This is a genomic window from Pseudomonas sp. (assembly GCF_048265905.1).
In the GTDB taxonomy this organism is placed as follows: Bacteria; Pseudomonadota; Gammaproteobacteria; order Pseudomonadales; family Pseudomonadaceae; genus Aquipseudomonas.
The window spans coordinates 22128-49120 of the sequence record NZ_JBLXAP010000012.1 but is presented as its reverse complement, the minus strand read 5'-3'; the positions used below and the strand labels follow the sequence as shown (position 1 = coordinate 49120).

Below are 26993 nucleotides of genomic sequence, written 5' to 3'. Positions count from 1 at the left end.
CGCCCGACGCTGTAGGAAACGCGGTTATTTCAGGCAAAAAAAAGGGCCCGCAAGGGGCCCTTTTCTACACTACAGACTGCTCGCGATTAAACGCCTGATGCTTTAGCCGCAGCAACGTCTTTGATCGACAGCTTGATACGGCCGCGGTTGTCCACGTCCAGTACCAATACTTCAACTTCCTCACCTTCTTTAAGAATGTCGGTGACTTTCTCAACACGAGCATCGCTCAACATCGAGATGTGCACCAGACCGTCTTTGCCCGGCAGGATGTTTACGAAGGCGCCGAAGTCAACAATGCGCTCAACCTTACCGACATAAATCTTGCCGATTTCAGCTTCAGCAGTGATACCCAGAACGCGCTGCTTAGCCGCTTCTGCAGCTTCTTTGGTTTCGCCGAAGATCTTGATCGAACCGTCGTCTTCGATATCGATCGACGCTTTGGTTTCTTCACAGATCGCACGGATGGTCGCGCCACCTTTGCCGATCACGTCACGGATCTTGTCCTGATCGATCTTCATCGCGATCATGGTTGGAGCGTTAGCCGACAACTCTGTACGCGACTGGGCAATAACCTGGTTCATCTGGCCGAGAATATTCAGGCGCGCTTCCAGGGCTTGGCCCAGAGCGATTTCCATGATTTCTTCGGTGATGCCCTGGATCTTGATGTCCATCTGCAGCGCGGTAACACCTTTGTCGGTACCCGCTACTTTGAAGTCCATGTCGCCAAGGTGATCTTCGTCACCCAGGATGTCGGTCAGAACTGCGAACTTCTCGCCTTCTTTAACCAGACCCATGGCAATACCAGCAACTGGAGCCTTCATCGGTACACCAGCGTCCATCAGTGCCAAGGATGCACCACAGACCGAAGCCATGGAGCTGGAACCGTTGGATTCAGTGATTTCCGATACGACACGAATGGTGTACGGAAACTCATCGGCGTTTGGCAACATGGCGGCTACGGAACGACGAGCCAGACGGCCGTGACCGATTTCGCGACGACCAGTGGCGCCCATGCGGCCACACTCACCAACCGAGTACGGTGGGAAGTTATAGTGCAGCATGAACGGGTCTTTACGCTCGCCTTCAAGAGTGTCGAGCAGCTGTGCATCACGTGCGGTACCCAGAGTGGCAACAACCAGTGCCTGAGTTTCGCCACGGGTGAACAACGCAGAACCGTGAGTCTTGTCCAGAACACCAACTTCGATGTTCAGGCCACGCACAGTGCGGGTATCACGGCCGTCGATACGCGGCTTACCGTTGACGATGTTCTCGCGCACGGTGCGGTATTCGATTTCACCGAAGATGTCTTTCACTTCGCCGGCAGTCGGCTGGCCTTCTTCACCGGAGAACTTGGCAACGACTTCATTGCGCAACTCACCCAGGCGCGCATAGCGCTCGTGCTTAACGGTGATGGTGTAAGCCTGAGAGATAGCATCGCCAAATTCGCCACGAATAGCGTTGAGCAGTGCAGTGTTCTCAGCTTTTGGCTGCCAGTCCCAGGTTGGCTTGGCGGCTTCAGCGGCCAGTTCGGCAACAGCGTTGATAACAACCTGGAATTCATCGTGGGCAAACAGTACTGCACCCAGCATCTGGTCTTCGGTCAGCTCTTTGGCTTCCGATTCAACCATCAGTACGGCGTCTTTGGTACCGGCTACAACCATGTCCAGGCTCGAAGCCTTGAGCTGCTCGTAGTTAGGGTTCAGCAGGTAGCCTGTCTCCGGGTGGAAAGCTACGCGCGCTGCACCGATTGGGCCATTGAACGGGATGCCCGAAATAGCCAAGGCAGCCGAAGTACCGATCATCGCAGCGATGTCCGGATCAGTCTTCTTGCTGGTAGAGATAACGGTACAGATAACCTGCACTTCGTTCTGGAAACCTTCTGGAAACAGCGGGCGGATCGGACGGTCGATCAGACGCGAGGTCAGGGTTTCTTTCTCGGAAGGACGCGCTTCACGCTTGAAGAAACCACCAGGGATTTTACCAGCGGCGTAGGTTTTTTCCTGGTAATGCACAGACAGCGGGAAAAAGCCTTTGCTTGGGTCAGCGGTCTTGGCGCCAGTTACTGCAACCAGAACAGCAACGTCGTCGTCAACGGTGACCAGCACGGAGCCAGAGGCCTGACGGGCGATACGGCCAGTCTCGAGGGTTACGGTCGATTGACCGAATTGAAACTTCTTAATTACCGGGTTCACGGTGTTTTCCTTCTCTATATTGCCTTGGGGGAAACTTGCTGGAACTCTGCGAAAAATGGCTGCGTCTGGCGTTGATATGTCCTGCCTGCGCTCACTAGCTTTTCCGAGGGTTCCTAATTTTCTACCTGTGTAACAGGGGTAAAACAATTCGTGGGCAGTTGCGGGAATCGGCCCGAGACTGTCCAAAATGCATGTAGCTGAAACACAAAAGCTGGAAGTGGGATAAACCCACTTCCAGCTTCAGCATTCAGCTACGCGCAAGCATCGCTTAGCGACGCAGACCCAGGCGACCGATCAGGGCGCTGTAACGGCTAACATCTTTACCCTTCAGGTAATCCAGCAGCTTACGACGCTGGTTAACCATACGGATCAGGCCACGACGCGAGTGGTGATCTTTACCGTTGGCCTTGAAGTGGCCTTGCAGCTTATTGATGTTGGCAGACAGCAGTGCAACTTGCACTTCTGGGCTACCAGTATCAGTTTCAGCTTGCTTGTAGTCGTTTACGATTTGGGCTTTTTCTTCAACGCTGAGTGCCATGTTGGCTTCCTCTCATTCAAGCAACCGCAGAGCGGTCGCAATAGGCTGGGAACTGCTTCCCATGTTTTAAAGTGAGGAGTGACCGTGCCTATTAACAGCCATCCTCGGGTAAGAACCTTTTAGAGCTGCTGCGCTCGACATAGCTGCGTTAAAAAACTGCTCAAGATGCTCATTTACACCAGTAAAGTCGCGCGCGACCGCGGTCGCTCTTTCACACTTTTTTGCCTTGCTCTGCCTTCGCTCGCTGCGCTCTAACAGGCGCTTAAATTCTGCTTAACATCTATAAACCAAAACACTTTTGCAAAGATCATGGGTGTTTTATTCAACCCTCAATCATCACTAAATTCTCTGGCCGCGCATTCTACTACGGTTTGTTCACTCAGAGCGAATCAACCGACGTGGTGCAATACGGCCATCTTCGCTCACTTCACCGATACCGATAAAGCGACCGTTGTGATCCTGCACCCGAACCATGCCGAACTTCGGCGCATCAGGGGCGCGCACCGCTTGACCCTGTAACCAGTAGAACGAGCTGTGCTCGGAAAACTGCAACAACGGCCAGTGTTCCAAGCCACTGTCGACTGGCTGCAGGAAGCGATCAACGGCTTCGTTACCGCCATCTGCATGCACCGCTTCAAGCTCTTCCAAAGTGACGGTTTGAGTCAGATTGAATGGGCCAGCTTTGGTTCTGCGCAACTCTGCAACGTGGGCGCCGCATCCCAACAGTTGGCCGATATCTTCAACCAGCGTGCGAATGTAAGTGCCCTTGGTGCAATCTACAGCAAGACGTGCAACTTCTGCCTCGCAGGACAACAGCTCCAAGCGATTAATAGTCACTGCACGCGGTTCACGCTCAACGACTTCACCAGCACGGGCCAGCTTGTACAGCGGCTGACCGTCACGCTTCAACGCCGAATACATCGGCGGAATCTGCTTGATGTCACCGCGGAATTGCGGCAATACAGCTTCAATATCAGCGCTTTGAACATTAACCGGCTTACGCTCGATGACCTCACCTTCGGCATCCGCCGTGGTGGTGGTAACACCGAGTTGCATCAGGGTTTCATAGCCCTTGTCAGCATCGAGCAAATACTGCGAAAACTTGGTCGCTTCACCAAAGCACAACGGCAATACGCCCGTTGCCAATGGATCGAGACTGCCGGTGTGACCGGCCTTCTCGGCATTGAGCAACCAGCGCACTTTTTGCAATGCCGCATTGGAGCTGAAGCCTTTCGGCTTATCCAGCAGGATGATGCCGTTAACCTTGCGACGAATACGTTTTACCTGAGCCACGTACTTACTCCTTGGCGTCAGTTGCTTCGTCGTCGTGCTGACGATCTTCAGTCACTGCGCGTTCGATCAACGCCGACAACTGGGCACCACGAATGACACTTTCGTCATAGTGGAAACGCAGGTTTGGCACGCTACGCAACTTCATCGCCTTGCCTAACTGCATGCGCAGAAAGCCGCTGGCATCGTTCAGCACTTTGACACTCTGACGAATGCTCTCGGCATCAATCTCAGCGCCCATCACAGTGATAAACACTTTGGCGTGGCTAGCGTCGCGGCTTACCTCGACAGCGGTCACAGTTACCAAACCACTGACGCGTGGGTCTTTGACTTCGCGAAGAATTAACTGCGCCAGCTCACGCTGCATCTGGTCGCCGATACGCTGGGCACGGCTGTATTCTTTTGCCATTTTTACTACCTAATTACCCGCCTGAGGCCACAAAAGCATCAGACTCAAAAGCGGCAAACGCCCGGCCGTGCATAAGCAGGGCCGGGCGTTGCATGTTGCGGCAGAAGCCTTACAGGCTACGAGCCACCTGGACTTTCTCGTACACTTCGATCTTGTCGCCGACCTTGACGTCGTTGTAGCTCTTGACGCCAATACCGCACTCCATGCCGTTACGCACTTCAGCCATATCGTCTTTGAAGCGACGCAGCGACTCAAGTTCGCCTTCGTAGATCACCACGTCGTCGCGCAATACACGGATTGGACGGTTACGGTGAACAACACCTTCAATAACCATACAACCGGCAATGGCGCCGAACTTAGGCGAACGGAACACGTCTCGCACTTCAGCAGTACCGAGAATGTTCTCGCGAACATCGCTGCCGAGCATGCCGGTCAGGGCCTTCTTAACGTCTTCGATGATGTCGTAGATAACGTTGTAATAACGCATATCCAGCGACTCTTGCTCGACGATCTTACGCGCGCCAGCATCAGCACGAACGTTGAAGCCGAACAGAACAGCGTTGGAAGCCAGTGCCAAGTTAGCATCGCTCTCGGTAATACCACCGACACCGCCGCCCACTACGCGCACTTGTACTTCATCGTTACCCAGGCCGCTAAGCGAACCTTGCAACGCTTCCAACGAGCCACGAACGTCAGATTTGAGGACGATGTTAAGCGTCTTCTTCTCTTCCTGGCCCATGTTCTCGAAGATGTTTTCCAGCTTGCCTGCGTGAGCACGCGCCAGCTTAACTTCACGGAACTTGCCTTGACGGAACAGAGCCACTTCACGGGCTTTCTTCTCGTCAGCAACAACAGTCATGTCGTCGCCAGCTTCTGGGGTACCGTCGAGACCGAGGATCTCAACCGGAATCGATGGACCTGCTTCTTTGATCGACTTGCCGTTCTCGTCGATCATGGCGCGGATGCGGCCGTAGTTCGAACCAACCAGAACCATGTCGCCCTGACGCAGCGTACCGTCTTGTACCAGTACGGTTGCAACTGGACCGCGGCCCTTATCGAGGCGCGACTCAACCACTACACCGCGACCCGGGGCCGACGGAGTGGCTTTAAGCTCCAGCAGTTCAGCTTGCAGCAATACAGCTTCAAGCAATTCGTCAACGCCAGTACCTTCTTTAGCCGAAACCGGTACGAATTGAGTGTTGCCACCCCACTCTTCCGGGACAACTTCACGGCCAGCCAGGTCGTTCTTGATGCGATCAAGATCAGCGCCCTGCTTGTCGATCTTGTTGACTGCAACAACCAATGGAACGCCAGCTGCTTTCGCATGCTGAACAGCTTCTTCGGTCTGCGGCATTACGCCGTCGTCTGCAGCAACAACCAGAATCACGATGTCGGTCGCCTTGGCACCACGAGCACGCATCTGCGTAAACGCAGCGTGACCCGGTGTATCAAGGAAGGTCACCATGCCGCGCTCGGTTTCTACGTGGTAGGCACCGATGTGCTGAGTGATACCACCGGCTTCGCCAGAGGCCACCTTGGCACGACGAATGTAGTCGAGCAGCGATGTCTTACCGTGGTCAACGTGACCCATTACGGTCACAACCGGGGCACGGGAGATTGCTTCACCGTCGTACTTCAACGATGCAGCCAATTGCTCTTCAAGTGCGTTATCGCTAACCAGCTTGACCTTGTGGCCCAGCTCTTCGGCGATCAACTGGGCAGTTTCCTGATCCAGTACCTGGTTGATGGTCACCGGAGTGCCCATCTTGAACATGAACTTGATGACTTCAGCGGCTTTAACCGACATCTGCCCAGCGAGCTCGCCAACAGTGATGGTTTCGCCGATGGCAACATCACGTACAACCGGACCCATTGGGCTCTGGAAACCGTGCTGATTGCGTTTTTTCAGTTTCGACTTGCCACGACCACCACGACGGTGACCATCGCTCTCTTCGTCAACTGTACGAGGCGCAACGCGTGGAGCTGGCGCTTTCTCTTTAACAGCTGGACGATGCGAACCTGACTTGCGCTCGGTACGACGATCATCGTCATTGCGCGTTTTATCAGGACGGCGAGGCTCGTCTTTCTTGCGTTCATCAACTGCAGGAACGTCAACCGGCATTGGAGTGGCAACAGGCGCCGGCACTTCAGCAACTGACGCAGGCGCGTCAACAGCAGCCGGAGTGGCTTGAGCGGCTGCAGGAGCATTTTTAGCTTCTTCAGCAGCTTTACGCTTGGCTTCTTCCTCAGCTTTCAGGCGAGCAGCTTCAGCTGCAGCACGCTGCTCTTCGAGCTCACGTTGCTTCTCAGCTTCAATCTCTTCAGCGCTACGCTTAACGAAGGTTTTCTTCTTGCGCACTTCAACACTGATAGTTTTGCTGCCAGCCACACGTAGCGTACTGGTTGTTTTGCGTTGCAGAGTAATCTTGCGCGGCTCTTCAGCCTTTTTATCGCCATGACTACTCTTGAGATGAGCAAGCAATGCTTGCTTCTCATTATCGGTGACAACTTGCTCGGCACTGCTGTGCGGCAATCCCGCCTCACGCATCTGCTGCAGCAGGCGCTCTACCGGTGTGTCGACCACTTGGGCCAGTTCTTTCACCGTGACTTGCGTCATGCACTTCTCTCCTCAGGCCGTAAAACTACTCGAACCAATGGGCTCGGGCGGCCATGATCAGCTTGCCGGCACGATCTGCGTCGATGCCGTCGATGTCGAGCAGGTCGTCAATCGACTGCTCGGCCAGGTCTTCGCGGGTAACCACACCGCGTACTGCCAGTTCCTGTGCCAGGCCTTTCTCCATACCCTCAAGTGAGAGCAGGTCTTCGGCTGGCTGGGCGTCTGCCAGTTTTTCTTCTGTGGCGATGGCACGAGTCAACAGGCGATCTTTAGCCCGTGAACGCAGTTCATTAACGATTTCTTCATCAAAACCGTCGATGCTGAGCATCTCTTCCATCGGCACATAGGCAATTTCTTCCAGGCTGGTAAAGCCTTCTTCAACCAGTACCTGCGCCAACTCTTCATCAACTTCCAGCTCGTCGATGAAACGCTGCAGAATATCGCCAGTCTCAGCCTGTTGTTTCTCTTGAATATCCGCTTCAGTCATTACGTTGAGCGTCCAGCCAGTCAATTGACTCGCCAAACGTACGTTCTGACCACCACGCCCAATTGCTTGAGCAAGGTTGTCTTCGCCTACGGCGATGTCCATTGCATGGGCATCTTCGTCGACAATGATTGCAGCGACTTCAGCAGGGGACATCGCATTGATAACGAACTGCGCAGAATTGTCATCCCACAGCACGATGTCGACACGCTCACCAACCAATTCACCAGAGACCGCCTGAACGCGCGAACCGCGCATACCAATACAGGCACCCTGAGGATCAATACGCTTGTCTTTAGAGCGAACTGCAATCTTGGCGCGCGAACCCGGATCACGGGATGCGGCCATTACTTCAATCAACCCTTCAGCGATTTCTGGCACTTCAATGCGGAACAGTTCGATCAGCATTTCAGGAGCAGTACGCGAAAGAATCAGTTGCGGACCACGATTCTCAGTGCGAATTTCCTTGAGCAGTGCGCGCAGACGCGCACCTACACGGAAAGTCTCACGCGAGATAATATCTTCACGGGCCAACAGCGCTTCAGCGTTGTTACCCAGATCAACAATAACGTTGTCACGAGTAACTTTTTTAACAGTACCAGCGACGATCTCACCCAAACGTTCGCGATACGCTTCAACTACTTGAGCGCGTTCTGCCTCACGAACCTTTTGCACGATGACTTGCTTAGCCGTCTGTGCAGCAATGCGACCGAACTCAATCGAATCAATTTTCTCTTCAAGCACGTCACCGACTTTAGCGTCGGATTTCATGGCTTGCTCCATATCTGGAGTCAGTTGATGCGCTGGATCATCCAGCTCTGCATCTTCAACAATGGTCCAGCGACGAAAAGTCTCATAATTACCGGTGTGGCGATCAATCGCTACACGCAGGTCGACTTCGTCTTCGAATCGTTTTTTGGTCGCCGTGGCCAAAGCCAACTCCAGCGCTTCAAAAATCACACTCGCCGGTACGCCCTTTTCATTGGATACCGACTCAACAACCAGCAATACTTCTTTGCTCATCGTACGCCTCGCCTTTCGCAATCCATTGGATCCGCGGGATCCGCGTCTCAATCAAACCTTGGGATAATGTTGGCCTTGTCGATCATATCAATCGGCAAAAGGAATTCATGATCATCAACCTGCACCACGACATCCTGCTCTTCAATACCACGCAGAAGGCCTTGAAAGTTACGGCGCCCTTCGAAAGGCGAACGCAGCTTGATTTTCACTTGCTCACCCGCAAACGCAGCAAACTGCGCCAAAGTGAAAAGTGGTCGATCCATACCTGGAGATGAAACTTCCAAGGTGTATTCAGCCGTGATCGGATCTTCTACATCCAAAACACCGCTGATCTGCCGACTTACTTTCTCGCAGTCTTCGACGAGAACACCATCGGCATGATCAATATAAATTCTTAGCAGCGAATGCCGCCCTTGGGACAGAAACTCAATGCCCCAGCACTGATAGCCAAGTTCCTCGACTATCGGGGCCAGCAAGTCCTGCAACTGTTCTAGCTTGCTCGACACTCGAACCCCTCGCGCATGCTGTGCAAATAAAAAATGGGCGAAACGCCCATCCATTTAGCTTACCTCTTCGCAAGGTAAGTAAAGCTGTCTCTCAGCTAGCAAAAAGCCCCTTGGAAAGGGGCTCCGCTACTACTGGTTGCGGGAGCTGGATTTGAACCAACGACCTTCGGGTTATGAGCCCGACGAGCTACCAGACTGCTCCATCCCGCGTCAAAGCCGGGGGCCGGATTATACGGCCGAACCCTGCTACGGGTCAACCAAAGCCCCATCAACAAGCAAGCCCGCATGTAGCGGGCTTGCTTGACAATTGGTACCGAGAAGGGGACTCGAACCCCTACACCCTATGGGCACAACCACCTCAAGGTTGCGTGTCTACCAATTCCACCACCTCGGCAAATATTACTTTATTGCTGCTCTGGAGCTTGAGGTACATCAGCGGCTTTATCAGCTGCATTTTGCTCTTCGAGCACCGGCACATCTTCGATGACCGGTTGGGTCTGAGGTGTTTCCAAGACTGCCGGATCTGGCAAACCTACTTGAGTTAACACTTCAGCTTTTTCATTAGCTAAGTAGCCTAAGCCCAAGCTAGTAATGAAAAAAGCGGTTGAGAGTATAGCAGTAACTCTACTCAAAAAGGTAGAGGAACCTTGACTACCAAACACAGTAGCCGAAGCACCCGAACCAAAAGATGCACCCGCATCGGCGCCTTTGCCCTGCTGCAACAAAACCAGCACAACAACGCCAATCGCGCCCAACAGATGAAGTACTACTATGACTGTTTCCAGCATTTTCTCAGTTTCCCGCGGCGCGACAAATCGCACCGAATTCATCCGCATTCAGAGAGGCTCCACCAACAAGCCCCCCATCGATATCCGGCATACCGAATAGTTCGGCAGCATTAGCGGCCTTAACACTGCCGCCATATAAAATTCTTACGCCGCGTGCCACCTCAGCATTTTCTGCCGCGAGCTGCGCGCGTATTGCCGCATGAACGCTTTGCGCTTCGTCTGGAGTAGCTGTCAAACCGGTGCCTATCGCCCATACAGGCTCATAAGCAATCACCGCTTGCGCAAACACCCCAACACCCAGCGACTCAAAGACGCTATCAAGCTGGCGACCTACTACTTCCAGTGTCTTGCCTGCCTCACGCTGCTCGCGGGTCTCGCCCACACACAGAATCGGAGTCAGGCCGCATGACTGAGCCGCTGCAAATTTGCGCGCCACGGTCTCATCAGACTCACCCAACAACAAACGTCGCTCAGAGTGCCCAACCAAAACCATCTTACAGCCCGCATCATGCAACTGACTCGCAGCCACTTCACCCGTCAAAGCACCCTGTAATGGCTCGTACGCACAATTCTGCGCACCCACCACCACCGACTTACCTGCCAGACCTTCTACAACCTGGCCGACGTACAGACAAGGTGGAAACACTGCGACATCTACGCCAGTCGACAACGCCAACTGACGAAGACCCTTGATCAGCTCTGCGACGCTGGCGCGGGTACCGTGCATTTTCCAGTTACCAGCTACCATGGGGCGACGCATGCAATACCTCGTCGATCAAAGAGGGCGCAGATGATACCCAGCGCGGTCGTGACTGGCAAGCTGTTCAACCACATACTTCTGCAACAATTTTAGCTAATTCATCGGCATAGCCGCGAACCAAGCCTTCTTCCTCGCCTTCAACCATGACCCGAACCAGCGGCTCAGTGCCAGATTTGCGCAATAGGACACGCCCGCGACCAGCCATTTTCTCCGTCACGCGTGCGCACGCCTCTTTAACCGACGGATGCTCCAGCGGATCAACACCGCCTTTAAAGCGCACATTGACCAGTACTTGCGGGCACTTACGCATCCCTTGACGAGCCTGCGCCAATGGCTGCTCACGGCGGCGCACAGCGAGCAATACTTGCAGGGCTGCGATAATCGCATCCCCGGTCGAGGTGTGCTGGAAGCAAACAATGTGACCTGAATTTTCACCACCCAACACCCAATCGCGCTCAAGCAGCTCAGCAATCACATAACGATCACCGACATTGGCCCGCACGAATGGGATATTCAGCTCCGCACAGCCCAGCTCAAGCCCCAGATTACTCATCAGGGTACCCACGATACCGCCCTGCAACTTGCCGCGCTCTTGCAGATCACGCGCAATGATAAACAGCAACTCATCGCCATCAACCAAGGCGCCGGTATGATCAACCATCAACACCCGGTCGGCATCACCATCAAAAGCTATGCCCAAATCAGCCTCTTGCGCGACAACCTCCGCCTGCAAGTTTTCAATGTGCGTCGAACCACAGCCGTGGTTGATATTCAGCCCATTAGGTTCAGCCGAAAGCACCACCACTTCAGCGCCCAGCTCACGGAAAACACTTGGCGCGACCTTGTATGCCGCTCCATGGGCACAGTCGAGCACCACCTTGAGTCCCGCAAAGCTGGTACTGGTAGGCACGCTGCTTTTGCAAAACTCGATATAACGCCCTGCGGCATCGTTGATTCGCGACACCTTGCCCAACTTGGCCGACTCAACCACGGTCATTGGGGTATCGAGCAAATCTTCAATCAGCTTCTCAACTTCGTCCGGTAACTTGGTGCCCTGCCCTGAGAAAAACTTGATGCCGTTGTCATCATGCGGATTATGCGACGCACTAATTACGATACCCGCATCAGCATGGAAAGTACGTGTCAGATAGGCAATCGCAGGCGTCGGCATAGGCCCAAGCAGCATCACATCGGCACCAGCAGCTGACAATCCAGCCTCTAGCGCAGACTCAAACATATAACCGGAAATGCGCGTGTCTTTACCGATCAAGATTCGGCATACACCCTGCTTACGAAATGCCATGCCAGCAGCCCAGCCAAGCTTGAGCATAAAGTCAGGGGTAATCGGATAGTCACCTACGCGGCCACGAATACCGTCAGTTCCAAAATATTTACGCGCCATAAGTCGTCTTCCCTAAATAGTTATTCTGCAGCCTCAACCGCAGCAATCATCCGCACTACATCAACTGTTTCTGCCACATCATGCACCCGCAAGATGTGGGCCCCCTTAACAACAGCGAGCGCCGCAAGCGCCAGACTGCCATATAAACGGCCACCCACCTCATGCCCCAGCACTCGGCCAATCATGCTTTTACGCGAAACGCCCACCAACAATGGCCGCTTCAGCCCATGAAGTAACTCCATGCGCTTAAATAGACTCAAGTTGTGCTCATGGGTTTTGGCAAACCCAAAACCGGGGTCCAGCAACAGCTTATCGCTGGTGATACCCGCCGCCGCACATTTCTGCATGCGCTCAACCAGAAAACCTTCAACCTCGGCAACCACATCGGCATATTGCGGGTTTTGCTGCATTGTCGTCGGCTCACCACGCATATGCATCAGGCACACAGGCAAACCTGTTGCCGCCGCAGCCACCAAGGCACCTTCACGCTGCAATGAACGCACATCATTGATTAAGCCTGCACCCAACCGTCCAGCCTCGACCATAACCGCCGGGGTTGAAGTATCGACCGAAATAATCACATCCAACTCTGCTGCAATGACCTCAATCACCGAAGCCACTCGCTCAAGCTCCTGCTCAGCACCTACAGGCTGCGCACCGGGCCGGGTAGATTCACCACCAATATCTATCAGCGTAGCGCCTGCACGACACATGGCTTCAGCATGACGCAAAGCATCGTCACGCCGAGTGAAGCGACCGCCATCAGAAAAAGAATCAGGCGTTACATTGAGGATACCCATCACCTGAGTGCGGGTCAGATCAAGAGCCCGGCCACCACAAGGCAGCGGACTGAAACTGTGCTTTAACGTCATGGACGACCCGTAGACCCGCGAGCGATTCGAGCCAGGCATTTTACCCCGCCTGTATCGGTGAGCAAATTTTCCTGACCAACAAAGCAAAACGCCGGAATACCCCTTAACGAAGTATTCCGGCGCACTACAAGCCTAAATGCAATGGAGCAACAACCGAACCTTAAACTTCAGTCGCTGGGCCACCGATTGGCTTTTCAGGCGTATCTGGCTTGTCATCCGCACCCAGGGACGGATCAATCGGCGTACCCGCATCACCACCACCTGTCCAGTCACGCGGCTCACGCGGTGTACGACCACTCATGATGTCTTCAATTTGATCGGCATCAATGGTTTCGTACTTCATCAGGGCTTCAGCCATGGCTTCAAGTTTGTCGCGATTCTCTTCAAGCATGCGCTTGGCAGTGTCGTAACAACCATCGATGATGCTGCGAATTTCCTGATCAATCAGCTTGGCGGTATCGCCAGAAACGTTACTGCTTTGGCTGCCCATGCTGCGACCCAGGAATACTTCACCTTCTTCCTCGGCATACATCAGTGGCCCAAGCTTTTCTGACAAACCCCACTTGGTCACCATGTTCCGCGCCAATTGAGTCGCACGCATGATGTCGTTGGAGGCGCCCGTGGTGACGCCATCAAAACCAAGGGTCATTTCTTCAGCGATACGACCACCGAACAACGAGCATATCTGACTGATCAAGGCGCGCTTGCTGAGACTGTAACGATCTTCCTCTGGCAGGAACATAGTCACACCCAGCGCACGACCGCGCGGAATGATCGAAACCTTATAGACAGGATCGTGCTCAGGCACCAAGCGACCGACAATTGCATGGCCTGCTTCGTGATAGGCGGTGTTGAGCTTTTCTTTATCAGACATGACCATGGTTTTGCGCTCAGCGCCCATCATGATCTTGTCTTTAGCCAGCTCGAATTCTTTCATTTCGACCAGGCGCTTGCCCGAACGAGCAGCGAACAACGACGCTTCGTTGACCAAGTTGGCCAGATCAGCACCGGAGAAGCCCGGCGTACCGCGAGCAATAACAGCGGGATTGACGTCTTCACCCATTGGCACTTTACGCATGTGCACTTTGAGAATCTGCTCGCGTCCACGAATATCTGGTAGCCCCACAACGACCTGACGGTCGAAACGGCCAGGACGCAGCAGTGCCGGGTCGAGTACATCCGGACGGTTGGTTGCAGCAATAACGATGATGCCGTCATTCGCTTCAAAGCCATCCATCTCAACCAGCAATTGGTTAAGTGTCTGCTCACGCTCATCGTGACCACCGCCCATGCCAGCGCCACGATGGCGACCGACGGCGTCGATTTCATCGATAAAGATGATGCACGGCGCATGCTTCTTGGCTTGCTCGAACATGTCACGAACACGCGAAGCACCTACACCGACAAACATCTCAACGAAGTCAGAACCGGAAATAGTGAAGAACGGCACCTTGGCTTCACCGGCAACCGCCTTGGCCAGCAAGGTTTTACCCGTACCTGGCGAGCCAACCATCAATACGCCGCGCGGAATCCGCCCACCGAGACGCTGGAACTTGCCCGGATCGCGCAAGAACTCAACCAGCTCACTCACTTCTTCCTTGGCCTCATCGCAACCGGCGACGTCAGCAAAAGTGGTTTTAACCTGGTCTTCAGAGAGTAGGCGCGCCTTGCTCTTGCCAAAGCTCATTGGCCCGCCTTTACCGCCAGCACCGCCTTGCATTTGGCGCATGAAGAACATGAAAACGGCAATGATTACCAGAATCGGGAAGCTGGCAACCAAGAGCTGAGTCCAGATGCTCTGACGCTCTGGCTGTTTACCGACGATATCGACCTTGTTGTCGATCAAGTCTTTGATCAGGCCATTATCCTGAATAGCCGGACGCACGGTCTCAAACGAGCTGCCGTCAGAATGCACACCGCTGATGATGTAACCATCAACCGTCACACGCTTAACCTCGCCCTCTTGCACCTGCTGAATAAACTCAGAGTAATTGAGCTTATTCGACTCGTTCGGACTAGAGAAATTATTCATCACGGTCACTAAAACGGCCGCAATGATTAGCCACAAGATCAGATTTTTTGCCATGTCGTTCAATTACCTACCCTCTGAAGCAAGCCCGTGCGCGAGCATGCCTCGCATGACGACCAGTTATGTACCGATCTAACTTACTACACAACGCCCCTTTGTTGCAGGCACTGTCTGTAACCCTTTATGAGCCGCGACTCGCGACTCGCGAAATTCCTGACCCAGCAGACTTGAATACCTGGGTTTAAATAAGACTGACAACCCCGACCTAGGTTTCATAGCGCCAGTCTCTCAAGCCGATTAATTACCGCGAAAACCGCGACCAAGCATGTATTGCTCACGCGAACGGTCGCGTGAAGATAACGGCTTGCGCATTTGCACCTTGTCAAACATTTCACGTACCTGTTTATGGTACGCATCAAAACCTTCACCATGGAAAATTTTGATCAAAAAATCACCGCCCGGCTTGAGCACTCGAGCAGACAGATCCAGAGCCAGCTCGCACAAGTACATCGCACGCGCCTGATCTGCTGTCCTTACTCCACTCATATTGGGGGCCATATCGGAAATCACAAGGTCTACAGGATTATTTCCGATAGCCTCAAGAATCTGCGCGAATACTTCATCTTCGGTGAAGTCGCCCTGAATAAAGGTTACGTCGGGGATGCTATCCATTTCCAGGATGTCGGATGCGATCAAAGTACCTTTGTCGCCAATCACCCGACTGGTCACCTGCGACCAGCCGCCGGGCGCCGCGCCCAGGTCAACCACGGTCATGCCCGGACGCAAAATCCGATCCTTTTCTTGGATTTCCAGCAGCTTGTAGCTGGCTCGCGAGCGATAGCCGTCCCTTTGCGCCATTTTGACGTAAGGGTCATCGAAGTGTTCTTTCAGCCAACGCTGGCTAGTTTTGGAACGCGCCACGTGGCACCTCTATTAACATTCGTGAATTTCTGGGCGAGCATTAAAGCGCTCAGGTAAACTGAGCGCCATATTTTCACCAGATCACACGCAGGGATCAGATTATGCCGCTCACTCAAGAGCAGAAGAAACAGTACAAGTCTATCGGCCACCACCTGAAACCGGTAGTAATGGTCGCCGATAACGGTTTGACCGAAGGCGTTTTAGCCGAGCTAGAGCGCGCTATTAACGATCATGAGCTGATCAAAGTACAGGTTCGCATCACCGAGCGCGAAGACCGTATCACTGCGATCAATGAACTGTGCAAATCAGCCAACGCTGAATTAGTGCAGATCATCGGCAAAATGGCGCTGATCTACCGCAAAAATCCGAAAGTGAATAAAAATCTTTCGAATATCAGCCGCTTTCAAGGTTGATACCTGCACCTCGGCTATCCACCACAGTTTGCGGTGGATAGGTAAGGAGCCGCTCACCCTAACCGGAATTAATCGGTAGGGTGTGACAACGCGCAGCTTGTCCACCAGCGCCAAACACCCAAAACCAAGCGTATAAGTTTATCGCATCAGCTATCGATGGTAGATGGGTAAAGCGTTATCCAGCATGCTTAGCGGGCACCGACTGCAGCACCAGTAGCAAGCCACAGAATGCCAGCACCATGTAGTTGAACAATTGCCAGCGCGGAGCCTGCAGCCCGAGCCAATGCACGACAAAATAACTCAACGCCATCAACAACACCGCGAGCAGCAACTGCCCACGAATATCGCGCCACAAGCTGGGCAAGCCTGACGCAGCAATCAACACAACAGTCTGCAACACTGCGCAGCATGCCGCCAACCCCACCAGCAATGGTTTCAGCGTATTCATCAGGTCGTCAATCAGTAGCGGCGCCATCCCCATCTTAGTCAGCGCTGGCATCACCAGGAATTGCAACAACCAAATACCGCCAACCCAGAAAGTCTGGGCGATCAACCAACTGATCGCACCTGCACTCAGTCGCGAAGCGGCCCCTTGCGGCACCGCCCGCGGATCACCAGACCTAAATATGACGGACTTCGACAATTTCGTACTCGATCAAACCGCCCGGGGTTTGAACCACGGCGACATCACCTTCTTCTTTGCCGATCAAGGCACGTGCGATAGGTGAGCTGACCGAGATCTTGCCCTGCTTGATATTAGCTTCGTCGTCACCAACGATTTGATAGGTCACGCTTTCATCGGTTTCGCAGTTGGCGATTTCAACGGTAGTACCGAAGATCACCTTACCGGTGTGCGGAATAGCCGTAACATCGATGATCTGCGCATTCTGCATACGCCCCTCGATATCACGAATACGCGCTTCAACCATACCCTGCTGCTCGCGGGCAGCATGGTATTCAGCGTTTTCCTTGAGATCGCCCAGTTCGCGCGCAGTACCAATGTCTTCGCTGAGCTTTGGACGCACGACCTTGGTCAGGTGCAAATGTTCTTCTTCCAGAGCACGCGCGCCCTGGACGGTCATTGGGTATTTTGTCATGCCTTGATTCCTGCATGGAGATCCTGCAAGCGGCGCACGGTCTTCTCTGGACCAAACTTCAGCGCCTCACAAATTGCCGCACCCGCCGCCAGGGTGGTTGTGCAGCAAATCCGATGTTGCAGAGCGTTACGACGGATCGAGTAGGAGTCAGCAATCGACTGACGCCCCTCAGTGGTATTGATGATCAGCGTGACTTCGTCATTCTTAATCATATCGACAACGTGTGGGCGACCTTCAGTCACCTTGTTGACGCGGCGCACAGGCAAGCCTGCAGCCTCGATTACTTTAGCAGTCCCGGCAGTAGCCACAACCTCGAAGCCCAGCGAGATCAGGTCACGAGCAACGTCAGCCGCTTGCGGCTTATCATCATCACGCACACTGATAAAGGCACAGCCCGAGTTTGGCAGAATTTCACTGGCACCCAACTGAGCCTTGCCGAAAGCTTCGCCGAAGCTGTCACCAACCCCCATCACTTCACCAGTGGATTTCATTTCCGGGCCAAGGATCGGGTCGACACCCGGGAACTTGGCGAACGGGAATACCGCTTCCTTGACACTAAAGAACGGCGGAATGATTTCCTTGGTAAAGCCAATCTCGGCCAATGTCTTGCCCGCCATTACACGCGCAGCCACTTTAGCCAGCGACTCGCCGATGCACTTGGACACAAACGGCACGGTACGCGATGCACGTGGGTTAACTTCGATGACGAAGATATCCTCGCCCTGCACAGCCATCTGTACGTTCATCAGGCCGATTACGTTGAGTTCAAGGGCCATTTTCTTGACCTGATCCCGAATCTCGTCCTGGATGTGCGCAGGCAACGAGTAAGGCGGCAGCGAACAGGCGGAGTCGCCGGAGTGAACGCCAGCCTGCTCGATGTGCTGCATGATTGCGCCGATCACCACTTGCTCACCATCGCTGACCGCATCGATATCAACTTCGATTGCGCAGTTGAGGAAGTGATCTAGCAATACCGGGCTGTCGTTCGAGACCTGTACGGCTTCGCGCATATAACGGCGCAGCTCGTCTTCCTGATAAACGATTTCCATGGCACGCCCACCCAATACATAGGATGGACGCACAACCAGCGGATAACCGATGGTTTTCGAGGCCGCAAAGGCTTCGTCTTCGCTACGTGCTGTTGCGTTAGGCGGCTGACGCAAGTTCAGGCGCTCAACCATTTGCTGGAAGCGCTCACGATCTTCCGCACGGTCGATGGCATCCGGGCTGGTACCGATAATCGGCACACCAGCTTCCTCAAGGGCACGGCACAGTTTCAGCGGGGTTTGCCCACCGTACTGCACGATTACACCCTTAGGCTGCTCGACACGGACGATTTCCAACACGTCTTCCAACGTTACTGGCTCGAAGTACAGGCGATCAGAGGTGTCGTAGTCGGTCGATACGGTTTCCGGATTGCAGTTGACCATGATGGTCTCGTAGCCGTCTTCGCGCATTGCCAGTGCCGCGTGTACGCAGCAGTAGTCGAACTCGATACCCTGGCCGATACGGTTTGGACCGCCGCCCAAGATCATGATCTTGTCGCGGGTCGACGGGTTCGCTTCGCATTCTTCCTCATAGGTCGAATACATATAAGCAGTATCAGTGGCGAACTCGGCGGCGCAGGTATCAACCCGCTTGTACACCGGCAACACCTTCAGTTTGTGACGGTGGCTGCGCAGGTTCTTCTCGGTCACCCCCAACAGCTTGGCCAGGCGCGCATCAGAGAAGCCTTTGCGCTTGAGCTTGAACATCACATCACGATCGATGCTGGTCAGGCCTTGAGTCTTGATCCGCTCTTCGTCCTTGATCAGGTCTTCGATCTGAACCAGGAACCACTCATCAATGTTGGTCAGGGCAAAGACTTCTTCAACTGTCTTGCCTGCCCGGAATGCATCACCGATGTACCAGATACGATCCGCACCCGGCACAGTCAGCTCGCGCTTGATCGTGCCTTCGCTTTCCGGGTCTTTCAGGTCCAGCTTGGGATCAAGCCCGGCAACGCCCACTTCCAGACCGCGCAAGGCCTTCTGCAAAGACTCCTGAAAGGTGCGGCCGATGGCCATGACTTCGCCCACAGACTTCATCTGGGTCGTCAAACGTGCGTCGGCTTTCGGGAATTTCTCGAAGGCGAAACGTGGAATCTTGGTCACAACGTAGTCGATAGCCGGCTCGAACGAGGCAGGCGTGCGACCGCCAGTGATGTCGTTCGATAGCTCGTCGAGGGTGTAGCCAACAGCCAGCTTGGCAGCGATTTTAGCAATCGGGAAACCTGTGGCTTTCGAGGCCAGCGCCGAGGAACGCGATACACGCGGATTCATCTCGATCACGACCATGCGGCCAGTGTTCGGGCAAATACCGAACTGAACGTTAGAACCACCGGTTTCTACGCCGATTTCGCGCAGAACGGCCAGCGATGCGTTACGCAGAATCTGAAATTCTTTGTCAGTCAGGGTCTGCGCTGGCGCCACGGTGATCGAGTCGCCGGTGTGCACGCCCATCGGGTCAAAGTTTTCAATGGTACAAACGATGATGCAGTTGTCCTTTTTATCGCGGACAACCTCCATTTCGTACTCTTTCCAGCCGATCAGGGATTCGTCGATCAACAGCTCGCGCGTTGGCGACAGATCCAGGCCGCGGGCGCAGATTTCTTCGAACTCTTCGCGGTTGTAAGCAATACCGCCACCGGTGCCGCCCATGGTGAAGGACGGACGAATAATGCACGGAAAACCGACCTTCTCCAGCACTGCATAGGACTCTTCCATGCTGTGCGCAATACCGGAAACCGGGCACGCCAAACCGATGTCTTTCATCGCCTTGTCGAAGCGCGAGCGGTCTTCAGCCTTGTCGATGGTGTCGGCATTGGCGCCGATCATCTCAACGCCGAATTTTTCCAGCACACCGTGCTTTTCAAGATCCAGCGCACAGTTCAGTGCAGTCTGGCCGCCCATGGTCGGCAGCAATGCGTCTGGACGCTCTTTTTCGATGATCTTGGCCACGGTCGACCACTTGATCGGCTCGATATAGGTGGCATCGGCCATCGACGGATCGGTCATGATCGTCGCCGGGTTGGAGTTCACCAGAATGACCCGGAAACCCTCTTCTTTAAGCGCTTTACAGGCTTGAGCACCCGAATAGTCAAACTCGCAGGCCTGGCCGATAACAATCGGGCCGGCGCCGAGGATCAGGATGCTTTTTATATCACTACGTTTTGGCATTTTTTACTCACTCGAATCCGTTGGTCACAGTCAGCAGGCTTAGCGGCGCTTGGCCATGGCTTCGATGAAGCGGTCAAACAGTGGCGCGACGTCATTTGGACCTGGGCTCGCCTCGGGGTGACCCTGGAAGCTAAACGCGACTTTGTCGGTACGTTCGATGCCCTGCAACGTGCCATCAAACAACGACTTGTGAATCGCCCGAACATTAGCTGGCAAGGTCGCCTCATCCACTGCGAAGCCGTGGTTCTGGCTGGTAATCATCACAACGCCAGTGTCGAGATCTTGAACCGGATGGTTGGCACCGTGATGACCGTGGCCCATTTTCAGGGTTTTAGCACCCGAAGCCAGCGCCAGCAGTTGGTGACCGAGGCAGATGCCGAATACAGGAATCTCGGTTTGCAATACATCTTTGATCGCTTCAATAGCGTAGTCGCAAGGCTCAGGATCGCCCGGGCCATTGGACAGGAACACGCCATCAGGATTCATCGCCAACACTTCACTGGCTGGGGTTTGCGCCGGCACCACTGTCACACGGCAACCGCGAGCTACCAGCATGCGCAGGATGTTCAGCTTGACACCGTAGTCGAAGGCAACAACGTGGTAAGGCAGTTCGCTGGCAGGCACTTCTGCGTGGCTGTCAGTTTTCAAATCCCAAACGGTTGAGCGCCATTCGTACTGCTCGGTGCAGCTCACGACTTTAGCCAGATCCATGCCTTTGAGGCCTGGAAAGCTACGCGCCAGCTCCAGGGCTTTTTCCTCGGTGGCATCTTCACCGACCAGGATGCAGCCATTTTGCGAGCCTTTCTCACGCAAGATGCGGGTCAGGCGACGAGTATCGATATTGGCGATTGCGACGGTACCGTTTTCTTTCAAGTAATCAGGCAGCGATTGCTTGTTACGCCAGTTACTGGCGATCAGCGGCAGGTCACGAATAATCAAACCTGCAGCCCAGACGCGGTTCGACTCGGCATCTTCCGGCGTTGTGCCGGTGTTGCCAATGTGCGGATAGGTCAGGGTTACGATTTGCTGGGCATAGGAAGGATCTGTAAGGATTTCCTGATAGCCGGTCATGGCGGTGTTAAAAACCACCTCTCCAATTGTGTGGCCGTCGGCACCGATGGCCTCGCCACGAAAAATGCTGCCATCAGCAAGGGCCAAAATGGCAGCTTTAGGGGCTGGCTTACTCAAGAAAACCTCCGAAAATCAAAGCATGAAGCAAACGCAGATTGTAAAAAAGCGGGATGACGTGTGAACCGTCATCCCGCTTTTTTTATGAATTCATTCTGCGTAACTTTTAGTGGGCACACTAAAGCAGAAAGCTTACAGGAAACTGCGTTTTTGGTCCACCCAACTTGCGCTAAAAACCGCAGAATGCAGTCAACTTTTTGGCGAGCCCGCCAAAGTGCCTAGTTAAGCTCTAAAACATCCTGCATATCGTAAAGCTTTGCCGGCTTGCCCTGCAGCCACAAAGCTGCCCGAACGGCGCCTTTGGCAAAGGTCATGCGGCTCGATGCCTTGTGGGTAATCTCAACCCGCTCGCCCTCTGCAGCGAACAGAACCGTGTGATCACCCACCACATCACCGGCGCGCACAGTGGCAAAACCGATGGTTTCGCGCTCACGCGCACCGGTCTGACCTTCACGACCATAAACCGCAACCTTTTCCAGATCACGACCCAGCGCTTTGGCGACAACTTCACCCATGCGCACTGCAGTCCCGGACGGCGCATCGACTTTGTGCCGGTGATGCGCCTCGATGATTTCGATATCGACCTCATCACCCAACACCCGAGCAGCTGTATCGAGCAGTTTCAGACAAAGATTCACACCCACACTGAAGTTTGCCGCGAACACAATCGGGATCTGCTTGCCCGCTTCGCTGAGCAGCTGCTTTTCTTCAACACTGAATCCGGTGGTGCCGATGATCATCGCCTTGCCGGCTTTGCGGCAGATCTCGAGGTTTTTCAGGGTAACCGTTGGATGAGTGAAATCGATCAATACGTCAAAATCATCAAGTACGCCGCTCAGGTCGCCCGACAACTGCACGCCGATCTTGCCCAATGCGACCAATTCGCCGACATCAGCACCAACCAGACTGCTATCCGGGCGATCAACAGCAGCGCTCAGGCTCGCACCCTCAGCCTGCCGAACCGCTTCAATCAGGGTTTTGCCCATACGCCCGGCGGCGCCCATCACAGCAATACGTTGCATATCCAAACCACTCCAAACTGAAAATCTCGGGCCGACACCCATTTAAAGATTAACGGCTTACGCTACAAGTACCGCAAGCGCTTTGCCCAAATAAAAAAGCTGCTTAACCCGCAGTTTACTAGGTAAACCTGCACATTAAGCAGCTTTTTCAATGCAGCGCCTTGCGTGTGATCAGCTTACAGGTCACCGAAGAAACGCTTAACACCCTCAAACCAGCCATTGGCTTTTGGCGAGTGCGAGCTGTCGCCGTCGATCGACTTGCGGAACTCTTCAAGCAACTCACGCTGACGACGATCCAGATGCACCGGCGTCTCCACCGCTACACGACACATCAAGTCACCGGCACCACCACCGCGTACAGGCGCAACGCCCTTGCCGCGCAGGCGGAACAACTTACCGGTTTGCGTGCCTTCCGGAATCTTCAACTTGACCCGACCATCCAGCGTCGGCACTTCGAGCTCACCACCCAAGGCAGCATCAGCAAAGCTGATTGGTACTTCGCAATACAGGTGCTTGCCGTCGCGCTGGAAGATCGTGTGCTCGCGCACATTCACCACTACGTACAGGTCGCCTGCCGGGCCACCCATTGCGCCCGCTTCCCCCTCGCCCGAGAGACGAATGCGGTCGCCGGTATCAACGCCCGCCGGGACTTTAACCGACAGGGTTTTGTGCTCTTCAACACGGCCCTGACCATGGCAAGAATCGCATGGATCAGTAATCATCTTGCCGCTGCCGTGGCAGCGCGGGCAGGTTTGCTGCACCGAGAAGAAGCCCTGCTGCATACGCACCTGACCAATACCACCACAGGTGGTACAGGTCACTGGTGTCGTGCCCTTCTTGGCACCCGAGCCATCGCAGGTCTTGCAGTTCGCCAGCGTTGGCACTCGAATGGTTACGGTCGTGCCGCGCACAGCCTCTTCCAGATCCAATTCAAGGGTGTAGCGCAAGTCGCTACCGCGCTGCGCACCACCGCGACCTCGGCCGCCAGCACCGGCCGCACCACCAAAGAAGTCACTGAATACATCACCGAAAATGTCGGAGAAGTTCGCCCCACCGAAGCCTGCACCGCCTGCACCTGCGCCACCCATGCTTGGATCAACGCCTGCGTGGCCATACTGGTCATAAGCGGCACGCTTGCTCGAGTCAGAAAGCACTTCGTAAGCCTCATTGGCTTCCTTGAACTTTTCTTCCGAGACTTTATCGTCAGGATTACGGTCCGGGTGATGCTTCATCGCCAGGCGTCGGTAAGCTTTCTTCAGCTCAGCTTCGCTGGCGCCGCGCTCAACACCGAGCACCTCGTAATAGTCACGTTTAGACATAAATCCTCAACACCTTGAACAAATCGTTAAAAAGCTATCGCACCTGCGCCTCTGATTAACGCCTTGCAAATCATTCCCTCCAGACACGCCAACGCGGGAGCAAGCTCCCGCGCGGCGGATCATACAGGTTGTGACTCACGCCACAACCGGCTGGAGCCTTAACGCATCCCTGAAACCACCAAGGATGCGCCTAGCAAGCGTGCGCTTACTTGTTTTCTTTAACTTCTTCAAACTCAGCATCAACAACGTCATCAGCAGAGCTTTGATCGTTGCCTTCCGGCTGGGCTTCAGCGCCCGGCTGTGGCTGCTCGGCGTACATTTTCTGCGCCAGAGGTGCAGTCGCTTCCGAGAGCGCCGCAACTTTAGCGTCGATCTCTTCTTTGCTGTCGCCCTTGACCGCAACTTCGAGTTCGCCAATGGCTTTCTCGATGGTTGCTTTCTCTTCCTCAGTGGCTTTGTCGCCAGCTTCGGTGATCATTTTGCGGGTTGCATGAACCAGTTGGTCACCCTGGTTACGTGCAGTCGCCAGCTCTTCGAACTTGCGGTCTTCATCGGCGTTAGCCTCAGCGTCGCGCACCATTTGCTCGATTTCTTCCTCGGACAGACCCGAGTTAGCCTTGATCACGATCGACTGAGTCTTGCCAGTCGCCTTGTCTTTGGCGCCTACGTGCAAGATGCCGTTGGCATCAATGTCGAAGGTCACTTCGATCTGTGGCACGCCACGTGGAGCTGGTGGAATCTCAGCCAGATCGAACTTGCCCAGCGACTTGTTCTGCGAAGCTTGCTTACGCTCACCCTGCAGCACGTGAATAGTCACAGCGCCTTGGTTGTCATCAGCGGTCGAGAACACTTGCGACTTCTTGGTCGGGATAGTGGTGTTTTTCTCGATCAGCGCAGTCATCACGCCGCCCATGGTTTCAATACCCAGGGTCAGAGGCGATACATCGAGCAGCAGCACGTCTTTAACGTCACCGGCCAGAACCGCACCCTGAATCGCAGCGCCCATGGCAACAGCTTCGTCCGGGTTCACATCTTTACGCGCTTCTTTACCGAAGAAGTCAGTAACCAACTTCTGTACCAGCGGCATACGAGTCTGGCCACCGACCAGAATCACGTCGTTGATCGCACCGACATCAACACCTGCGTCTTTCAACGCGATGCGGCAAGGTTCGATAGTACGCTGAACCAGATCTTCAACCAGCGACTCAAGCTTGGAGCGCGAGATTTTCACGTTCAAGTGTTTAGGACCGGACGCATCTGCAGTGATGTACGGCAGGTTAACGTCAGTCTGCTGGCTCGAAGACAGCTCAATCTTGGCTTTCTCGGCAGCTTCTTTCAGACGTTGCATCGCCAGCGGATCACCTTTCAGGTTCATGCCGCTTTCTTTCTTGAATTCGTCGACGAGGTAGTCGATCAAACGAATATCAAAATCTTCACCACCGAGGAAGGTGTCACCGTTGGTCGCCAACACCTCGAACTGGTGCTCGCCATCAACTTCGGCAATTTCGATAACCGAAACGTCGAAGGTACCGCCACCCAAGTCATAAACGATGACAGTGTGGTCGCCCTTAGCCTTGTCCATACCGTAAGCCAGAGCAGCTGCGGTTGGTTCGTTGATGATGCGCTTAACGTCCAGACCCGCGATGCGGCCGGCGTCTTTAGTCGCCTGGCGCTGGCTGTCGTTGAAGTAAGCCGGAACAGTGATAACAGCTTCAGTTACAGCTTCACCCAGATAGTCTTCGGCGGTTTTCTTCATCTTTTTCAAGATTTCAGCCGAGATCTGTGGCGGAGCCATTTTCTGATCGTTTACTTCAACCCAGGCGTCGGCGTTGTCAGCTTTGACAATTTTGTACGGCACCATCTGAATGTCTTTCTGTACAACTTCTTCGTCAAAACGACGACCGATCAAACGCTTCACCGCGTACAGGGTGTTGTGCGGATTGGTCACTGCTTGACGCTTAGCCGACTGGCCCACCAGGATTTCACCATCGTTTGCATAAGCAATGATCGACGGAGTGGTGCGCGCGCCTTCGGCGTTTTCAATAACTTTGGCTTTGCCGTTTTCAAGAACGGAGACGCAGGAGTTGGTTGTCCCCAGGTCGATACCGATAATTTTACCCATAATTACTCTCCCGAAACTTTGATAATTGCGCACTGGTTCTGAGCCAGTTGCGCTAGCACTAAAACGCTTGACTGTTTAATGGGGGCTAAAAAATTAATTTCAAGCCTTTTCATCAATTGATGGCGTCGGAGCGGCAGGTGCCTTGCTCACAACAACCATCGCCGGACGCAGCAAACGACCGTGTAACTGGTAACCCTTCTGGAACACTTGGATCACGCTGTTTGGCTCCAGGGTCTCGCTTTCCTGCATTGCCATCGCCTGATGCAACTCTGGGTTGAACGGCTGGCCATGCGGATCAATCGCTTCCAACTGGAAACGCGACAGCGTGTCACGGAACAACTTAAGGGTTAACTCCATGCCTTCGCGCACTGCTTTGATCGCCTCATCATCCGGACTCGACAGCTCAAGGCCGCGCTCCAGACTGTCGACAACCGGCAACAGGTCGTTGGCAAATTTTTCCAAGGCAAACTTATGCGCCTTTTCTACATCCTGATCTGCACGACGGCGTACGTTTTGCAGGTCAGCAGCCATGCGCAGCGATTGATCCTGCGCAGCGGCCAACTGCTCTTCCAGCGTCTGCACGCGAGCAGCCAGTTCGTCACCCGGCGCTGCATCTACTGCTGCATCTGCCTCGGGAATCTGCGTATCCAGGGTCTGTTCGTCAGCCATGCCTCTCTCCTCTAAATAACGGGCGTGAGTCTTAACTCACGCTTCTGCACCGTTATATGGGGGCGGTTTTTAGCGCTTCAAGGGGAAAACACTCGCAAATGCGCAAGATTAAAC

The 26993-nt window shown here is 54.2% G+C and carries 22 protein-coding genes and 2 tRNA genes; 1 reads left to right on the top strand and 23 read right to left on the bottom strand.

Annotation, left to right across the window (positions count from 1 at the left end):
- Positions 1-86 precede the first annotated feature (86 nt).
- The 15 genes from pnp to rlmE form a co-directional block, all read right to left on the bottom strand.
- Positions 87-2192, bottom strand: a complete 2106-nt coding sequence (pnp, locus tag ACN0UH_RS15515) for a polyribonucleotide nucleotidyltransferase (RefSeq protein ID WP_417662898.1) — start codon at positions 2190-2192, stop codon at positions 87-89.
- 268 nt (positions 2193-2460) lie between these two features.
- On the bottom strand, positions 2461-2730 hold the full coding sequence (rpsO, locus tag ACN0UH_RS15510; RefSeq protein ID WP_010487557.1) for a 30S ribosomal protein S15: 270 nt from the start codon (positions 2728-2730) through the stop codon (positions 2461-2463).
- A gap of 375 nt (positions 2731-3105) precedes the next feature.
- Positions 3106-4023, bottom strand: coding sequence for a tRNA pseudouridine(55) synthase TruB (gene truB, locus ACN0UH_RS15505; protein WP_417662897.1), 918 nt, complete (start codon positions 4021-4023; stop codon positions 3106-3108).
- A gap of 4 nt (positions 4024-4027) precedes the next feature.
- Positions 4028-4429: a 30S ribosome-binding factor RbfA gene (gene rbfA, locus ACN0UH_RS15500; protein ID WP_417662896.1), complete on the bottom strand. Its 402-nt coding sequence runs from the start codon at positions 4427-4429 to the stop codon at positions 4028-4030.
- Between the two features lie 109 nt (positions 4430-4538).
- Positions 4539-7046, bottom strand: a complete 2508-nt coding sequence (gene infB / locus ACN0UH_RS15495; RefSeq protein ID WP_417662895.1) for a translation initiation factor IF-2 — start codon at positions 7044-7046, stop codon at positions 4539-4541.
- A gap of 25 nt (positions 7047-7071) precedes the next feature.
- On the bottom strand, positions 7072-8553 hold the full coding sequence (gene nusA, locus ACN0UH_RS15490; protein ID WP_417662894.1) for a transcription termination factor NusA: 1482 nt from the start codon (positions 8551-8553) through the stop codon (positions 7072-7074).
- Between the two features lie 47 nt (positions 8554-8600).
- Positions 8601-9059 (bottom strand): ribosome maturation factor RimP, encoded by a 459-nt coding sequence (rimP, locus tag ACN0UH_RS15485; protein WP_087518987.1) that lies wholly within the window; start codon positions 9057-9059, stop codon positions 8601-8603.
- A 133-nt stretch (positions 9060-9192) separates the two neighbouring features.
- Positions 9193-9269, bottom strand: a tRNA-Met gene (locus ACN0UH_RS15480).
- 98 nt (positions 9270-9367) lie between these two features.
- Positions 9368-9453, bottom strand: a tRNA-Leu gene (locus ACN0UH_RS15475).
- A 10-nt stretch (positions 9454-9463) separates the two neighbouring features.
- Positions 9464-9847, bottom strand: coding sequence for a preprotein translocase subunit SecG (secG, locus tag ACN0UH_RS15470; RefSeq protein WP_417662893.1), 384 nt, complete (start codon positions 9845-9847; stop codon positions 9464-9466).
- A 4-nt stretch (positions 9848-9851) separates the two neighbouring features.
- Positions 9852-10607 carry a triose-phosphate isomerase gene (gene tpiA, locus ACN0UH_RS15465; RefSeq protein ID WP_417662892.1) on the bottom strand — a complete coding sequence of 252 codons (756 nt, stop codon included), beginning with the start codon at positions 10605-10607 and terminating at the stop codon, positions 9852-9854.
- A 64-nt stretch (positions 10608-10671) separates the two neighbouring features.
- A complete protein-coding gene (glmM, locus tag ACN0UH_RS15460) occupies positions 10672-12009 on the bottom strand; it encodes a phosphoglucosamine mutase (RefSeq protein WP_417662891.1) in 1338 nt (445 codons plus the stop codon).
- 20 nt (positions 12010-12029) lie between these two features.
- Complete coding sequence (gene folP / locus ACN0UH_RS15455; protein ID WP_417662969.1) at positions 12030-12881, bottom strand: dihydropteroate synthase; 852 nt, start codon at positions 12879-12881, stop codon at positions 12030-12032.
- Positions 12882-13041: 160 nt separating this feature from the next.
- A complete protein-coding gene (gene ftsH, locus ACN0UH_RS15450; RefSeq protein ID WP_417662890.1) occupies positions 13042-14967 on the bottom strand; it encodes an ATP-dependent zinc metalloprotease FtsH in 1926 nt (641 codons plus the stop codon).
- A 240-nt stretch (positions 14968-15207) separates the two neighbouring features.
- On the bottom strand, positions 15208-15831 hold the full coding sequence (gene rlmE, locus ACN0UH_RS15445) for a 23S rRNA (uridine(2552)-2'-O)-methyltransferase RlmE (RefSeq protein ID WP_417662889.1): 624 nt from the start codon (positions 15829-15831) through the stop codon (positions 15208-15210).
- Positions 15832-15932: 101 nt separating this feature from the next.
- Here rlmE and yhbY point away from each other — a divergent pair, with 101 nt between their 5' ends.
- Positions 15933-16244: a ribosome assembly RNA-binding protein YhbY gene (gene yhbY, locus ACN0UH_RS15440; RefSeq protein ID WP_087515777.1), complete on the top strand. Its 312-nt coding sequence runs from the start codon at positions 15933-15935 to the stop codon at positions 16242-16244.
- A gap of 175 nt (positions 16245-16419) precedes the next feature.
- Here the strand turns inward: yhbY and ACN0UH_RS15435 are convergent, their stop codons facing one another.
- The 8 genes from ACN0UH_RS15435 to grpE all read right to left on the bottom strand — a co-directional run bounded on the left by ACN0UH_RS15435 (position 16420) and on the right by grpE (position 26879).
- A complete protein-coding gene (locus ACN0UH_RS15435; RefSeq protein ID WP_417662968.1) occupies positions 16420-16821 on the bottom strand; it encodes a DUF4149 domain-containing protein in 402 nt (133 codons plus the stop codon).
- A gap of 43 nt (positions 16822-16864) precedes the next feature.
- A complete protein-coding gene (gene greA / locus ACN0UH_RS15430; RefSeq protein ID WP_417662888.1) occupies positions 16865-17341 on the bottom strand; it encodes a transcription elongation factor GreA in 477 nt (158 codons plus the stop codon).
- Complete coding sequence (gene carB, locus ACN0UH_RS15425; RefSeq protein ID WP_417662887.1) at positions 17338-20559, bottom strand: carbamoyl-phosphate synthase large subunit; 3222 nt, start codon at positions 20557-20559, stop codon at positions 17338-17340. The genes greA and carB overlap by 4 nt, the downstream gene beginning before the upstream one ends.
- Before the next feature lie 39 nt (positions 20560-20598).
- The gene (gene carA / locus ACN0UH_RS15420) at positions 20599-21747 is read right to left on the bottom strand and encodes a glutamine-hydrolyzing carbamoyl-phosphate synthase small subunit (RefSeq protein WP_417662886.1); all 1149 of its coding nucleotides are present in this window, start codon (positions 21745-21747) and stop codon (positions 20599-20601) included.
- A gap of 218 nt (positions 21748-21965) precedes the next feature.
- Positions 21966-22769, bottom strand: a complete 804-nt coding sequence (gene dapB, locus ACN0UH_RS15415) for a 4-hydroxy-tetrahydrodipicolinate reductase (protein ID WP_417662885.1) — start codon at positions 22767-22769, stop codon at positions 21966-21968.
- Positions 22770-22945: 176 nt separating this feature from the next.
- Positions 22946-24088 carry a molecular chaperone DnaJ gene (gene dnaJ, locus ACN0UH_RS15410; RefSeq protein WP_417662884.1) on the bottom strand — a complete coding sequence of 381 codons (1143 nt, stop codon included), beginning with the start codon at positions 24086-24088 and terminating at the stop codon, positions 22946-22948.
- A 205-nt stretch (positions 24089-24293) separates the two neighbouring features.
- Positions 24294-26210 (bottom strand): molecular chaperone DnaK, encoded by a 1917-nt coding sequence (dnaK, locus tag ACN0UH_RS15405; protein WP_417662883.1) that lies wholly within the window; start codon positions 26208-26210, stop codon positions 24294-24296.
- A 99-nt stretch (positions 26211-26309) separates the two neighbouring features.
- The gene (gene grpE / locus ACN0UH_RS15400) at positions 26310-26879 is read right to left on the bottom strand and encodes a nucleotide exchange factor GrpE (protein ID WP_087515770.1); all 570 of its coding nucleotides are present in this window, start codon (positions 26877-26879) and stop codon (positions 26310-26312) included.
- Positions 26880-26993: the final 114 nt, after the last annotated feature.